Here is a 15,679-nt window from a genome sequence, read left to right on the forward strand (position 1 = left end):
CAAAAAACGTGCCTGCTTTGCGTGCGTGCAACAGGCTTTTACAGATGCGCACCCGCAGCAGCCCATTGGGGAACAAGGAACTGCGCAGGGCAGTTATCCTGCATCTGAGGACTACTGAGGAAAGCATCCGTTTTTGGGAATGTGTCCAGAGAAGCGGGTTTGAGGGTGAACCAGATCTGAGAGAGAACGGCCTCCCCCTGCGGCGTCTTGTTACACTGGAACTGCACACCCCGTTCCGGCAGAGGGCCGGTATCTGCTTCAATCTGGCTGGTCAGCTCGGCTTTTGTAACGCGCGTGCCAGCCTCGGCATTCAGATGCTGTGCTGAGGGAAGCTCTGCAAACCGATCCCGCAGGCGGGACGCGACGGAGAAAAACTGCTCTCCCTCCATCCCGAAACACTGCACATGCTTAGTGTATTCATGCGCCACCAGACTGGAATGCGTATGGGCCATCACCTCTGACAGACGATGCGACAAGCCCTCAGAAAGCGATGGCGATGCAGACGCCGTATCCCCATCATACAGGCTGCACCCTTTGCGCCACCATGTCGTCACGGGTACCTGCGCTCGTATCAGGTCAGACGGACGGGACGCCCAAAGCCCATGCAACCCGATAAGCGGCGTTTGAGGTTGATCGGCCTGACAGCTGTTCCCTTCCGGCCCGGTGCAGAAGCCCGGTTGCCATGTGAGGGCAAGGGTATAATGCCCAAAATCTCCATGCCGGGGCGCTGTGAGCGAGAGATCCCCTGCCCCACCCGCAGGCGGTGCGGAAGGATGCTGAGCACACCCGGACAGCAGAAAACAGGCAGCCATCATGCCGGAAAAAAGAAACTGTACTGCCCGCATAATCTGTTTGATCCTTGCGCAGAAAGGGGAAAGGAAAAAGCGCTATCCTGCTGATGTGCAAAGCTATTAGTGTTGCTTACATCGTGTGCGGTGTCTATGATTTTTATAATGGAAACGTATTGTTTCTCATAAATTGTATAACACTCTGCGCCAGCCAGAACAGCAGCACGACCATCTGAACAGGGAAGACTTTATGACGGAAACTCAGGATTACCCCAAGGTTTACCTTGGTGGAGACCTTGTCTTCAGGAAAAACGCACAACAGCTTTTCACAGCCTTTAAAGAGATCTGTCTGGCCGTCCGCCTGCACGGTGTCTCGCCTTTTGATGGTCAGGATGAGGTCGAAGCCCTGCCGCCCGGCAAAGACACCAGCCTGCTGATAGCCCGGCTGGATCGCGGCCTGATGGATGAGTGTGACGCCGCCCTTTTCTGCATCGATCCCTTTCGCCGCGCTGCGGATATGGACCCCGGCACCGCCGTGGAAATTGGCTATATGGCCGCCCAGAACAAGCCGATGGCTGGCTACACGGTGGATGGCCGCTTTTACCATGAAAAAGTGCAGACCTATTTTGAGCAGGCCTGGCACACACCGCTAACAGAAGAGCGCCCGCACAACGGGGCCAGAGTACGCTGGCTGGATGCGGACAGCATGATCGTACACTCGGAAGGCCTGTTACAAAACGCCATGGTAGAAGGATTCATCCGGCAGGCGGGCGGCGACATCGCGATTGCGGATGATATCCTGAGTGCGTTCCGTGCTGCCGCCTCCGATCTGGCCGGCCTGATTTATGGCGCTGCTGAGAAAAAGGACGCATCTCATGGATGAGAAAACCGTAGCAACCCTGACGCAGAAAGCGCTGGCGGCCCGCAGCAATGCCTACGCGCCCTATTCTCGTTTCCTCGTGGGCGCTGCCTTAATCACAGAAGACGGTCAGGTTTTTTCCGGCTGTAATGTTGAGAACGCTGCCTACCCGGAAGGCGTGTGTGCGGAAGCCGGGGCGATTTCCGCCATGGTGGCCGCAGGCGGGTCCCGCAAGATTGCGACGATTATGGTCGCCGGCAAAGGGCCTGCCCCCTGTTTGCCGTGTGGTGGGTGCCGCCAGAAAATCCGTGAATTTGCAACACAGCGAACCTGCGTTCTGGTTGTGGATGAAAACGGCACGGAGTTGTTTAAAGACGACCTTCATGCCCTCCTGCCCCACTCTTTCGGTCCTGAAAACCTTGAGACTGGCACAGACGAAAACCCGGCCTGACGCGCATTATCAGACAGACTTTTGCAGGAACTCCACATGAAGATTATTATCGATACCGACCCCGGACAGGATGATGCCCTGACCATCCTTCTGGCCCTCGCCAGCCCGGAAATAGAACTTCTGGGTGTGACGACAGTTGCCGGGAACGTGCCCGTTGCGCAAACGACTGAAAACGCCCTCAAGACTCTTGATCTTGCAGGACGCACGGATATTCCCGTGCATGCAGGTGCGGATCGCCCCCTCATTCGTCCGGGTGTGACGGCAACGCATGTGCACGGCAAAACAGGGTTTGAAGGGGTTGATCTGCCCCCGCCGAGCCGGGAAGCAACACCGGGCCATGCGGTTGATTTTATCATCCGCACGGTGATGGAAAACCCGCCGGGTGCCATTACACTTTGCACAATCGGACCTCTGACCAACATTGCCCTCGCTCTGGCCAAAGAGCCTGCATTGCGTGAACGCATTGGGCAGATTGTCATGATGAGTTGCGCATTTTCCGAAGTGGGAAATATTACCCCCACCGGGGAATTCAATATTTATGTGGACCCGCATGCTGCACGCATGGTGTTTGAATCCGGTGTGAAAATTGTGGTATTCCCGCTGGATGTCACGCATCAGCTCCATACCAGCAAGGCGCGGCTTGACCGTATTGAAGCGATCCCCAACCGGATTGGCCCGATTGTGGCCGCATGGCTGCGGTTTGAAAAACGTTTTGAAGCCACAAAATACGGTACGGACGGCGGCCCGCTGCATGACCCCAACACCGTGCTCTGGCTCCTTAAACCCGAACTCTACCGTGGCCGTCAGGTCAATGTCGAAATTGAGACCGACAGTGCGCTGACCTTAGGCATGAGCGTAGTAGACTGGTGGGGCATCACCGATAAAAAGAAAAATGCCTTGTTCATGCGCGAAGTTGACGTAGACGGCGTGTATGATCTGATTGTCGAACGTTTGTCTGCTCTGTAACAAGGCTCTGACCGGAGCATAAACCACGCTCCGGCCAGCCTTATCAAACGCCTGACACGATCACCAAAAAATGCAAAGCATGCCTCACGGCGCTGTTGTGGTAACTGAGGGAATGTGCGTGCGGTAGCGGTCCCAATGCGCGACGAGTTCAGCAATGACCGGTGCACCGGCACGTTCATTGTTATCAAAAGCGACCACCTGCCCCGGCCCTTCGTCTCCCATAGACTTCGTGATGGACATATGGGGCGGGGGCATGCTGAAATTGCTGCCTGAACGCAAAACCATGATCCTCTGAGGGTCAATCACACCAAACCGCGCAAGCAAGCGCATTTCTACCTGATTGGTCTGACTTTCCTCATTGGTCATAACAAACTGACCCTGATTTCTGGTCCACAGACGCACCCAGTCCTCCGCCCATGTATTACGCTGCGCCCCATGCCAGTAGCGGAGCGCACCTAAGGTTTCACCTTCCAGAATGGCAGGCGGCTTCTGGGCATTGGGATACCCGGCCCACTGCGCCCGGCGCTCAGCCAGAGCAGGATCATCCCGCAAAGGCGCAGTGCGGCTCATGATATAAGCCCAATGCTCCAAACCCCTGTTGAGCGGATAGGCTTTTGTGAGTTCCTCCACATCCGTCACAGACCCATAATGATTGGGGTCACTGGGGAGCGTATTGGGTTTATCGGCACCAATCGCATACAGGCCATAAGGCCAGTCTTTGGGGATTGTGCGATCATCTATTTCCCGCAGCGCATCTCCATCCACAACCCAGCGGGCCCATGCAACACTCCCTGCTGAGGCCACATTCGGATTGACCCCGGAAATCCCTGTAAAAATCCAGTATGTATGATGAAGATCAAAATGCCGATCAAGCGCCAGAGCAGCAAGATCTGTCACACCATCTTTTAAAACAAGACCATACACACCGTCTTTGTTGCTCCGCAGAATCTGTGTGGGAATCCCCGTAACGGGCACGCGTTTATCCAGATGCAAACGCTCTACCCAGAACTGATATTCACCCGGAGCATCTCCGGTGTCCGCACCATTTTCCCAGCCAGCAACCACAATCACCTTTGGTTCCAGACGTGGCGCAGCGGTTGCCGCAAAGTAAGGCACCAGAGCAGTGGCCATCACCAGACTACCGCATAAGGCAAGAGCTTTAATTTTTCGCTTCAGGACCATGACATGCCTTTTAGTAAACCTTATCATCCAAAATAGAATGGCAGCATGCCAAAGAGCCTGACATGCCGCCGCTTAACTGCATTAAAATGCGAGAGAGACCGTCCCCGTCATATTAAAGCGCGGGTACAGATAATAGGTAGGCGAACCACTTGCAGAAATTGCGCTGCCATAAACCCCTTTTGCGGCATGCGCATTGTTGGTGAGGCCATAGGCACCTGTCCGCACAAAGCTACCCGTTATATTGTTAAAGTTCAGGCGGAATTTCGGGGATTTAACAAACCCAAAGCTGGGGAAATGATAGCCAACTGTAATGGAGTCCGTGAAATATCCCGGAATTTTCTCATCATTCATGAAGGTTGTGTATTGGGATGAAGTATAATGAACCGCAAAATTACCAAAGAATTTTCCATCATCATACGTCAGACCAATATTGGCCAGAACATGCGGTGCCATAACCGCTCGCTTGCCTTTGGTAGGAAGGTTATCGGCAACGGTCACCCCGTTCAGCAGGCCTGTGGCGGGCAGATTGGAATCCATTGTCGCGTGCAGATACTCAACAGACGCATAGGGGCTGAAATGATAAATCGGATGCGCCGCAATCATTGCATCAAACCCACGCGCGGTCTGGTTCCCTGCATTGATGGTCGTGCTGATCGCCTGATTATTCACATACACGCTGGTGGCAACCAGACGATTGGTGATGGAGTAATTGAAAAAGCTCATGTCAGCCATCAGATACTTATTATCAAACCGCCAGCCTAACTCTTCCTTGATCAGATATTGCGGCTTTGCATTATAAGGATTCCCGACATAGCTCCCTGTCTGCGCATCAAAAACGGAGGACAGTGAGCCGGGGTCCGGCATGCGGTAATCGCCTTCCGCATTCACATAGATCTGGTTGTGCTGATCAATCTTGTAGCCAATCCCCAACTGAGGCAGGGGCACAACGGTGTTTTCTTCTGTGCGTGGTGCGTGGCTGGCATAATTTTTACTCCAGCGGTTGATCATGGACACTTTGAAGCCCGCATTGACTTCCAGCCTGTTGTCCAGATAACGCGCAACATCCCGCACAAAGAGAGAGTGGTTATACCACCCGGAATCACCCTGATATGGCATATACCGGGATCCGTTTTGATAAAGCCCTGTCCCGGCCGCATAAGGGAAGTTCTTGTTCCCGTCTTCTGTTGCGATGGAATACAGATTGTTGACCTGGTTATCCTGATAATCAAACCAGTAGCCCAGAGACAGCGTATTATGGCGATCAATCTTATAGCTCAGTTCTGCCACAGCCCCGGCGTGCGGGCGATACACGCTATAGGTTGAGGTTGTCGGCACGCTCCCGCTCAGCTTTTCCCCATTCGGGCCAAGTGTGACCGAATTTGCGGAGGCATTAAAAAGAGAGCCATTGTAAGAATAACCGCCGTTATAAACATAGTACGGCTTGAAATCGAACGTAAACTTCCTGGGCAGAACAACGTGGACGGGCGCAGTGATAAAGAACTGGTCCCACATATTCCCCACCAGCCCGGAATAGCGGGACGGGTTGGCTGGATTATATTCGGACGTGTAGGAAAATGAGCCACGCCCATTTTTCTTATCAAAGAATTGCTGGGATGTTGGATAAAGCGGCATTGCCGTAAACTGATGGTTCCAGCTGGCAAACAGATTTATGAAAGACCCGTTATCAAAATCCTTACGCGCTCCAAAATCCAGATGCCGCCGTTCATTCGTGCCTGGGCCAATCCAGTTACGCGCATGTTCGTGCGAGAAAGACATATAGCCCCGCACACCACTATTCCCAATATCCCCGCTGTTCACGCGCAAAAATTCGCGCGAGAGGTTATTGCTGCCGTAAGAAAAATCCATCATCCCGCCAAATTTATGATCTGGTGCGATGGTACCTGCATCCATCACACCAGCAGCGGCAGACGTAACAGGAAGATTGATTTCAGCGGACCCGGGCGTGATGCTGACATGGTCAAGGTTTTCTGAATCCACATTCTGGTTCAGATAATATGCCGTTGCCACAGGCACACCGTTGAGCAGAATGCCCATATCAGAATCTGTCAGACTGCGGATATTAATTGCCCCGCCCAGAATGCCAGAGGAGTCATTGGTTGAGACACTGACACTCGGCAGATTTTTAACCAGATCCAGCGCCGTATTTGTCGGACTCTGCATGGCAATAAAACGCTTTGTCACCGTTTGGACAGCATGAGGCGCTGTTTCACGCCGCATCATGCCGCCCCCTCCGGCACGTTTCACAGCAACGTCCACATTTTCACCCACCTGGCTTCGGACCGGTCCTGAGGCCCGGCGAGGAGGCGCATCATGGCCAGCACCCTGTTTAGACTGGACACCAGACGTACGTCCTTTGGGGGCAGAATGATGAGACGGCGCAGCATAGCTGAAATCATGGAACATAACGGTGCTGCCCAGAATAGCAGCAAGAAACCGCCCGTGATGCGTTTTGATAGAAGCCATGATACTGCCCTTGAGAAACTGACCGTGTAGAGGTTCTGGTGAGGTGAACATTAAGAAAGAGGACGCTGCGGGAAGGTCAGTCATTTTGTGCGAATAAGCCTGTTTCACCACATGCGGAAAACGCTGGCTTTTCATAAACCGACGCCATTCTTTAGTTCGTTTTCGTAATAAGTTTTATTATTCAATGTATCCTCATGGGTGGAGCAAGAACAAAAATTGCACTTCATCATCCTCAATTTGAGGGATGGAGAAGAGGGCCGAAAATACACATAACCTCTGCCAATGAAAATCTTCTTCATAGGCAGAGGGGCACGTTACAAAAACTGGTCTGTATGTAAGAGTTTAGTGCTGCGCACCCAGCCATATATGCAGCTGGGACTGAGCCGCCTGCATGGCCTCCTTACGCGCTCCGATTTCACTTAGAGCTTTTGCGGTGGCAATTTTACCACCCGTCGTTTTGCTGGAAGACGGGTCCGCTTCAAGCGCACGCGCTACGTCCGGATTATCAGAATAGGCAGCAATAGCCGCCAGAAATCCATCCTGAGACCAGGGAGCGAGATGCGTCCTGATCTCTGCCTCATGCTGTTTGACCAGCTGCCAGACCAGATCCGGGTTTTCACTCTCATCCGCCACACGGCCCAGCGCCATGGCAATCCGGCCATTGGGAATAGCACCGCTGTAAGCCAGCGTGACGTTTTTCTCAATCAGAGCCGGATTTGTCGCCGCGGCAAGCGCATTGAACAGACGCAGCTTGACCTCTGTTGCCTGCGTGGTACGGACTTTCTCTGCCATGGCAGCATAAGTTTTTTCATCCGCATGCGTCATGGCAATACGCGCCACAACACCCACCAGATCAGGCTTTAAAGAGGCCGGGTCAGCCTGCCAGCGGGCAAAGCGCTTCCCTGCTTCCGCCACGACGGCCGGATCTTCAAACCTGCCGAGTACAGAAATAACGGACGGACGCAGCATGGTATCCAGCACGTTTTCATCTGCTTTCTGATCCCAGCCCTGACGCGCCAGAACGGGTGTCAGCTGCTTACGGGCATAGGCACGGAAGGTTGCGCGGTCCGGGCTGCCTTTCAGATACTGGTCCAGCGTTTCAAACCGGCCAATAATTTCTTCAAGAACAGCAATATCGCTTTCCTGCGCGGAAAGCAGGCTGTCCGCCAGATCCATATAAGCAGAAAGCGGGGCCTGCCCGGAACGGAAAAGGGCAAACTGATCCCCCAGCAGATTGGCTCTATCCACCGGCGCAAAATGTGGTGCGTTTTTCAGCAGAGATGCAAAGGCCGGCGCGCTGTACTGCACACGATAATACCCGCTTTCCCCCAGATTCAGCTTGAGCGGCGCATCACACCCTGCAACGCTGAGCGTCTGCGGTGCTTTACCCAGAACCAGCTTTTGCGTTGCCAGACCCGGGCCACCCGCCACAACAGGCACCATCCATGTCTGGGCCGCCGGATGCGGGTCATGAATGGTAAAGCGGCTTTGTGTCAGGGTATAAACCGTTTTCCCGGCTTTACAGGCAGACGCCACATTGACCAGCGGGATACCAGGCTGTTCGGTAAAGCTGCGAGCGACAGGCCCAACATCCAGACCTGATGTTTTGGACAGCGCCTGCCACAAATCCTGACTGGTGGTGCTGTTATAGGCGTGGGACTTCATGTAAAGACGCATCCCATCACGGAAATGGTCTTCACCCAGCCAGCCTTCCAGCATGCGGATAACCAGTTCACCCTTACCGTAACTGATGCTGTCAAAAGCCGAGTTGGCTTCACTCACATTATGAATGGTCTGCTGAATCGGGTGCGTGGACGGCAGGGCGTCAGTGCCCATGGTTTCCTCACGCGTTTCATGCTGGCGCGGCCAGATGTCCCAGTCCGGGTTCATCTTGTCCGTCGCTTTGATCTCCATCCAGGAGGCAAAGCCTTCGTTCAGCCAGATATTGTCCCACCAGCCCATGGTGACGAGGTCACCCGACCACTGATGCGCCATTTCATGCGCGACAACTTCATAAATCAGCTCACGCGTACGCGGTGTGCTGTTTTTGGGGTCAAACAGCAGGACGTTGTCGATATAGGTTAGCAAACCCCAGTTTTCCATCGCTCCGGCCTGATAGTTACCGGGAATGGCCACCATGTCCATTTTGGGAAGAGGATATTTCACGCCAAAATAGCTGTTATAATAAGGAAGAATTTTTTCCGAGGCATGCAGGGCATACTCTCCCTGCCCCTCCAGACCGGACGGTGCATAGACCGCCAGCGGCGTACCATCCGCCTGCCCCTGCACGGACTTCATATCCCCCGCAACGAGGGCCAGCAGATAGGTGGACATCCGCGGCGTTGTAGCAAAGGAGACGCGCTTCTGGCTCGTGCCCTCCGGCGTGCTCTGCATAACCGGCATATTGCTGACGGCAACAGCCTCTTTTGGCAGCGTGACATTTAGCTGGAAGGTCGCCTTAAAGGCTGGCTCATCCCAGCCGGGGAACATGCGGCGGGCATCGGCCACCTCAAACTGCGTGACCAGCATCCGCTTTGTCTCGCCGGAAGGAGCTGTATAGTCATCCACATAAATGCCGTTCGGCGTCTTCAGGATCGGCCCGGAATAGGTGATGACAAGCGTATGCGCGCCTTTGCTGACCTTTGCCGGAAAATGCAGGGTTGCGGTCTCGGCTGCATCGTCCTGCGTGATGGTGGCTTTCACACCGTTATCCAGAACAGCCTCGGCCAGATGCAGGCCTGCCTGATTGAGTGTGACATCCTCTGTAGGCGTGCGCACATCAACCTGAATAGTTTCCTGCCCGGTCAGTTTCAGGTTATCTATATCCGTTGAGATATTGATACCGTAAGAGACAGGCACAACAGTTTTCGGCAACTGCCCCGCCGCCCGCTGGAAGGAGAACACCTGTTCCGCACAGACCGGGGCGGCCAGCGGCAGCCCTGCCAGCAGGGTTGTCAAAGTCAGAAGCCTACGCATGCACTACCTCTCCTAAAAATCCGTTTATCTTTACGAAATCATTTTGACTTCGGATTATTCCGATCCTACTATCTTAATATATTCACCATTCCGTCAACGGCGGCGGGGTGGCACGGCGCCTTATCCAAAGGCAGAGACGGCACACAGGGCGAATCAACGGCGGTTCGCTGGCTCATGGGAGCGATGGTTTTCCGCGCAGAACTGGCGGACCATCTGGAAGACGTTCTGTGGATAAAGGGTTCCTCAAAGCCGGCCATACCCCGACGCTCATCGCCGCTTTCCTGTATTTTGATGTCTCCTTCATGGTCTGGGTTCTGCTCGGGCCGCTGGGCATTTCCATCGCGCATGACCTGCACCTGAATGCAGGCCAGAAAGGTCTGCTGGTCGCCACCCCGGTTCTGGCCGGCGCAGGCTTGCGCGTGCTGGCCGGCGCGCTGGTGGATGTGTTCGGCCCCCGCCGGGTCGCCATTGGCGCGCAGATCAGCGTTATTCTTGGCCTGTGGCTGACATGGCTTCTGGCCCCGCACACCTACGCCAGCATGTTCTGGGTCGCACTTGTGCTAGGGATTGCCGGAGCCTCCTTCGCCATTGCGCTGCCACTGGCTTCTGTATGGTACCCGCCGCGCTATCAGGGCACTGCGCTGGGCATTGCCGGGGCGGGGAATTCCGGCACGGCCCTTGCCTCCCTGTTCGCCCCCGGTCTGGCCGCCATGCTGGGCTGGCTGAACGTGCTGGGGCTGGCCACCATACCGTTGATGGTCGTGCTGATTGCCTTCCTCTTTCTGGCACGGGAGCCTGCTGCCCGCCCCACCATGCCCAGCCTTGCCGCGTGGGGGCCGATCCTGAAATCCGGCGGCTGCTGGGCGCTGATGTTTTTCTACAGCGTCACCTTTGGCGGCTTTGTCGGGCTGGCTGCCTTCCTGACCATTTACTTCAATGACCAGTATCACCTGCCCCCCGCCATTGCCGGGGCCTGCACTGCTTTTGTGGTGTTTGCCGGGTCCTTCATCCGCCCGGTTGGCGGGGCCATGGCGGACCGCGTGGGCGGTACAAAGGCGCTGATGCTGCTCTACGGGCTCGCCGGGATCATCTTCCTGCTGATCGCGACCGGCCTGCCGTCTGTCTATCTGGCATTCGGCGCATTCTTTCTGGGCATGCTCACACTGGGGCTTGGCAACGGGGCCGTGTTCCAGCTGGTACCCATCCGCTTTCCGCAGCAGGTGGGCATTCTGACAGGACTTGTGGGCATGGCTGGCGGTGTAGGCGGGTTTTACCTTGCCTCGTCCCTCGGGGCCGCCCGCCAGATGACGGGCTCTTACGGGCCCGGCTTTTTAACCTTCGCACTTGTCTGTCTCGTTGCTTGCGGGTGCGTCACGGCGTGTCATCGCCGTTGGACGGAGAACGCACAATGAGACGTGTTACAGGCAGCCTTGTTCTGAGTGTCGCCCTCACCGGCACAGCCTGGGCAGACAACCAGAAGCAGCACAAAGCGCAAAAGCCAGTCCCACCGGCAGCAGCCACACCGCTGGCCCCCGTGGTGCCTGTGCCTGTTCTGGCTATCCCGGACAAAAAGGCAATGCTCAAAGGCTCTCTCTATCACCCGGACTGGCAGATTTTTAACGCCGGGAACAACGCGGCTTCCGGCTTTGGCGTGGTGAATGGTTATGGCCAGACCCGGTGGTCGGAAGACTGGAGCGATCTGGCCCGCACGCCTTCCAGCATTCGGAAAAATGACTGGTTCAATCGCCTGAAATATGTGCGGCTGAATGACAGCGGCAGCATCTGGATGAGCTTTAGCGGCGAAGAGCGCCTGCGCTATATTTTTGAAAATCAGCCCATGCAGGGGCAGGCTGGCAAAACCGATGCCAGCCGTGTCCTGTTGCGCAACCAGTATGGAGCGGACCTGCATCTGGGTGACCATGTGCGCGCCTATGCGGAATTTCTGTATGGCGTAGCAGGCGGGTCCAATACTTACGGCTACCAGACCGGCACCCAGCGTGAAAGTCTGGACCTCCAGCAAGGGCTTCTGGAAGTCAAAGGGCGACTGCTCGGCGCACAGATGGGTGTGATTGGTGGCCGACAGGTCTTTCTGGATGCTCCGGTTTCCATGCAATCCCCGCGCGATCTGACCAACGTGCAGCAAACATGGGACGGCTTCCGTGGCTATGCTGTCTGGAACCGGTTCCGGCTTGACCTGTTCGACTTCATGCAGACCAACAAGCTGCCGCAAAAGGTTTTTGCAGACGGCACCAATTACAATGCCCGCCTGTATGGGGCCTACAGCTCCACAGCTCTGCCCTCCTTCAAATTCATGGGGCAGAAAAGCCAGATGTTCGCGGATCTGTTTTTCCTCGGCTATCTGTATGGCGGAGCAGCAGCCTCCATCCCCACAGCAACGACTGGCGGCACCCAGAAAGGTTCCACCCGCCGGGACAATGTGGGCATGCGGCTGTGGGGCAATGTCGGGCCTTTCAGCACCAGTCTGACCGGTATTTTTCAGGGCGGTGAATTCCGCCCGGCCAAAACTACCCAGAGCACCCGCTCTGTGCGCGCTTATGCCGTGAATGGCAGCATCACGTACACACGCTCCGACTGGGCTGGCAAGCCGGGCTTTGGTGTGCAGGGGGATCTGTTCTCCGGCGGGTCTGACCGCAGTCAGGGCGGTGCCGTCGGCACGTTTGCCACGCCGTTTGTGCCGCTGCCCTATTACAATGACCTCTCGCTCTCTCTGACCTCACAAAATCTGATTGGTGTTGGCCCCATCGCCAACTTTACCATGCTCCCTACCCTGCATCTCAAGCTGCATGTGCCCGTCTTCTGGCGTGCCAGCACGCAGGACGCCATTTATGGCGGGAACGGAAAAATCTATAGCTGGCGCAATAATCTGCATGGCGGCTTTACGGGTGTGATGCCCTACACCCAGCTGTCCTGGAATTTTGCACCGCACTGGGCGTGGACGCACGATATTGAAGGCATCCTGCTCTCCCGCGGGATGCGGGATGTCGGCGCCAAAGAGGGCGCGCTTTACATGCAGACGCTCGAATTCAAGTTTTAAAGGCAGGGGAGAAAACCCATGACCACCAAAGACAACATCATTATTGTCGGCAACGGCATGGTTGGCCATTACTGTGCGGAACAACTCGTCATGCACGGCCTGCACGAAACCCACCAGATTCACGTCTTTGGTGAAGAACGACACCACGCTTATGACCGTGTGCATCTGACCGACTACATGACCGGGCAGGATGCACTGGCCCTGCGGCTGCATCAGGAAGATTTCCATACCGCACACGGCATTACGCTGCACCTGAACAGCCGTATTACTGACATTGACCGTGCGGCAAAAACCGTCACGACAGAAAACGGGAGCCTACCCTACACCACACTCATTCTCGCAACCGGATCTACGCCGTTTGTGCCGCCTGTTCCGGGCAATACCGGCACCGCCGGGCTGGTCTATCGCACATTGGAAGATCTGGACCTGATCCGCGCTGCTGCCGAAGGGGCACAGCATGGCACAGTGATTGGCGGCGGACTGCTGGGGCTGGAAGCGGCCAATGCACTCAAGGTGCTGGGGCTGAATGTCAGTGTGATCCAGCTTGGCACGCATCTGATGTCCGCGCAGCTGGATGAAGAGGGCGGACGCTCCCTGAAAAAGCGAATTGAGGCGCTCGGCATTGATGTGCGCGTCCTGCACCAGACGCAGGAGATCGTGCCCGGCACCACGCACCGCCATAAACTGATTTTTGCTGATGGTTCCTCGCTGGAAACAGACATGGTTGTCTTTTCCGCAGGGATCAAACCGCAAGATCTTCTGGGCCGCGCCTGCGGGCTGGAGATCGGCCCGCGTGGCGGTATTGTCGTGGATAACCAGTGTCGCACGTCCGACCCGAATATTTTTGCCGTTGGCGAATGCGCCTTGTGGGAAGGTCAGGTTTTCGGCCTCGTCGCTCCCGGTTATACCATGGCCCGCACCGTGGCCGCGCTGCTGGCCGGGGATGCAGAAGCCGCCTTTACCGGCGCGGACATGTCCACAAAACTGAAGCTGCAAGGGGTGGATGTCGGCTCGATCGGCGACGCCCACGGGCGGGAACCGGGCTGCACCAGCTATCGCTTTATTGGTGAGGCAGACGGCTCCTACCGTCGCCTTGTGCTTTCAGCGGATGGTAGCCGCGTGACCGGCGCTGTACTGGTCGGCGATAACTCCTACTACGACACCATTTTTCAGTATGTGCAGAACGAAATTGCACCCCCGGCTGACCCGGCAGTGCTGATCCTGCCACGTGGGGAAGGTGCGGAACTGCTTGGCGCAGACGCCCTGCCGGATACCGCAACCATCTGCTCCTGCCATAACGTAACCAAAGGGGCGATCAGCACTGCCATTGAGCAGGGCTGCACGGACCTCGCCACGCTCAAGAAAGATACAAAAGCCAGCACTGGCTGCGGCGGATGTTCCGCGCTGCTGAAAAGCGTTTTTGAAACAGAACTGACCGCACGCGGCATTACGGTTGACCACAGCCTGTGCGAACATTTCTCCTACACCCGGCAGGAACTCTATTCCCTCGTCCGCGTGCATAATATCCGCAGTTTTGAAGACCTGATGGCCCAGTACGGCAATGGCGGTCTGGGCTGCGATATCTGTAAACCGGCAGTCGGCTCCATTCTGGCCTCTGCCTGGAACAAACCCATTACAGACCCGCTCTATATCCCGCTGCAGGATACGAACGACACGTTCATGGGCAACATGCAGAAGAACGGTACCTATTCCGTTGTCCCGCGTATTGCCGGGGGTGAAATTACGCCAGACAAGCTGATTGTTCTGGGGCAGGTTGCCAAAAAATATAACCTCTACACCAAGATTACCGGCGGCCAGCGCGTAGACCTGTTTGGCGCACAGCTGCACCAGCTCCCTGATATCTGGCGGGAACTGCTGGATGCTGGTTTTGAAACGGGGCATGCCTACGGTAAATCCACCCGCACGGTAAAATCCTGCGTCGGCAGCACATGGTGCCGTTATGGCGTGCAGGATAGTGTGGGCAAGGCGCTGGATCTGGAAAACCGCTATAAAGGCCTTCGGTCTCCGCACAAGCTGAAATTTGCAGTCTCCGGCTGCACGCGGGAATGTGCGGAAGCCCAGAGCAAGGACGTTGGTGTGATTGCCACGGAAAATGGCTGGAACCTGTATGTGTGCGGCAATGGCGGCATGCGCCCGCGTCATGCGGAACTGTTTGCAACGGACCTCGATGCGGAAACACTGGTCAAATATATTGACCGTTTCCTGATGTTTTATATCCGCACCGCAGATAAACTCCAGCGCACCTCCGTCTGGCGTGAAAATCTGGAAGGCGGGCTTGAGTATCTGCAAGATGTGATCATCCACGACAGTCTCGGCATCTGTGACGAACTGGAACAGCAGATGCAGCTTGTTGTAGATACCTATCAGTGCGAATGGAAAAACGCTCTGACGGATGAAGAAAAGCTCAAACGCTTCCGCACCTTTGTGAATGATGCGCGCCCAGACCCGAATATTCGCACCGTGCCGGAGCGCGATCAGGTCAAACCCGCGGATAATCAACCGGAGCTGCCGATCTCCGCAGGCCCGGCAGACTGGACTGACCTGTGCGCGCAAAGTGACCTTGTACCCCGCTCCGGCGTGGTTGCGCTCTATAACACCACGCAGATCGCCCTGTTCTATCTGCCTGACGATCAGGGTGAAGACCGGGTTTTTGCCGTGGATAATCATGACCCCTTCTCCCACGCCAATGTGCTGGGGCGTGGTTTGATGGGGGATATCCACGGGCAGCCGGTTGTAGCCTCCCCACTTTACAAGCAGCACTTCAATCTGGAGAACGGCACCTGTCTGGAAGATGCATCCAAATCCATCCACGCCTGGGATGCCCGGCTGCATAAGGGCCGTGTAGAAATCCGTGCCCGTAAAGTGACCGCCCCGGTGGAAGCCGCCATGGCGTAACC

Annotated in this window: 10 protein-coding genes; 6 read left to right on the forward strand and 4 right to left on the reverse strand. The window is 55.9% G+C overall.

What is annotated here, in order from left to right; all coding sequences use genetic code 11:
* Positions 1-38 precede the first annotated feature (38 nt).
* On the reverse strand, positions 39-845 hold the full coding sequence (locus tag KP703_RS07585; protein WP_215754356.1) for a ribonuclease T2 family protein: 807 nt from the start codon (positions 843-845) through the stop codon (positions 39-41).
* 193 nt (positions 846-1,038) lie between these two features.
* Here KP703_RS07585 and KP703_RS07590 point away from each other — a divergent pair, with 193 nt between their 5' ends.
* The 3 genes from KP703_RS07590 to KP703_RS07600 are packed head-to-tail and all read left to right on the forward strand — an operon-like array spanning position 1,039 to position 3,064.
* Positions 1,039-1,671: a nucleoside 2-deoxyribosyltransferase gene (locus tag KP703_RS07590; RefSeq protein ID WP_215754357.1), complete on the forward strand. Its 633-nt coding sequence runs from the start codon at positions 1,039-1,041 to the stop codon at positions 1,669-1,671.
* Positions 1,664-2,098 (forward strand): cytidine deaminase, encoded by a 435-nt coding sequence (gene cdd / locus KP703_RS07595; protein WP_215754358.1) that lies wholly within the window; start codon positions 1,664-1,666, stop codon positions 2,096-2,098. The genes KP703_RS07590 and cdd overlap by 8 nt, the downstream gene beginning before the upstream one ends.
* Before the next feature lie 36 nt (positions 2,099-2,134).
* A complete protein-coding gene (locus tag KP703_RS07600) occupies positions 2,135-3,064 on the forward strand; it encodes a nucleoside hydrolase (RefSeq protein WP_215754359.1) in 930 nt (309 codons plus the stop codon).
* 84 nt (positions 3,065-3,148) lie between these two features.
* Here the strand turns inward: KP703_RS07600 and KP703_RS07605 are convergent, their stop codons facing one another.
* The 3 genes from KP703_RS07605 to KP703_RS07615 all read right to left on the reverse strand — a co-directional run bounded on the left by KP703_RS07605 (position 3,149) and on the right by KP703_RS07615 (position 9,706).
* Positions 3,149-4,246, reverse strand: a complete 1,098-nt coding sequence (locus tag KP703_RS07605; protein ID WP_373687451.1) for a purine nucleoside permease — start codon at positions 4,244-4,246, stop codon at positions 3,149-3,151.
* Between the two features lie 81 nt (positions 4,247-4,327).
* Positions 4,328-6,730 carry a TonB-dependent receptor gene (locus KP703_RS07610; RefSeq protein WP_252353905.1) on the reverse strand — a complete coding sequence of 801 codons (2,403 nt, stop codon included), beginning with the start codon at positions 6,728-6,730 and terminating at the stop codon, positions 4,328-4,330.
* Positions 6,731-7,072: 342 nt separating this feature from the next.
* The gene (locus KP703_RS07615) at positions 7,073-9,706 is read right to left on the reverse strand and encodes a M1 family metallopeptidase (RefSeq protein WP_215754360.1); all 2,634 of its coding nucleotides are present in this window, start codon (positions 9,704-9,706) and stop codon (positions 7,073-7,075) included.
* A 227-nt stretch (positions 9,707-9,933) separates the two neighbouring features.
* Between KP703_RS07615 and KP703_RS07620 the strand changes: the two genes are divergently transcribed.
* From KP703_RS07620 to nirB, 3 genes are read left to right on the forward strand one after another with little or no spacing between them, the layout of a single operon-like run.
* A complete protein-coding gene (locus tag KP703_RS07620) occupies positions 9,934-11,118 on the forward strand; it encodes a nitrate/nitrite transporter (protein ID WP_215754361.1) in 1,185 nt (394 codons plus the stop codon).
* On the forward strand, positions 11,115-12,761 hold the full coding sequence (locus KP703_RS07625) for an alginate export family protein (protein ID WP_215754362.1): 1,647 nt from the start codon (positions 11,115-11,117) through the stop codon (positions 12,759-12,761). Before KP703_RS07620 ends, KP703_RS07625 begins: the two co-directional genes overlap by 4 nt.
* Positions 12,762-12,779: 18 nt before the next feature.
* On the forward strand, positions 12,780-15,677 hold the full coding sequence (nirB, locus tag KP703_RS07630; protein ID WP_215754363.1) for a nitrite reductase large subunit NirB: 2,898 nt from the start codon (positions 12,780-12,782) through the stop codon (positions 15,675-15,677).
* The last annotated feature ends 2 nt before the right edge of the window (positions 15,678-15,679 follow it).

Origin of the sequence: Acetobacter sp. P5B1 (genome assembly GCF_018811985.1) — a bacterium.
Taxonomy (GTDB): domain Bacteria; phylum Pseudomonadota; class Alphaproteobacteria; order Acetobacterales; family Acetobacteraceae; genus Acetobacter; species Acetobacter cerevisiae.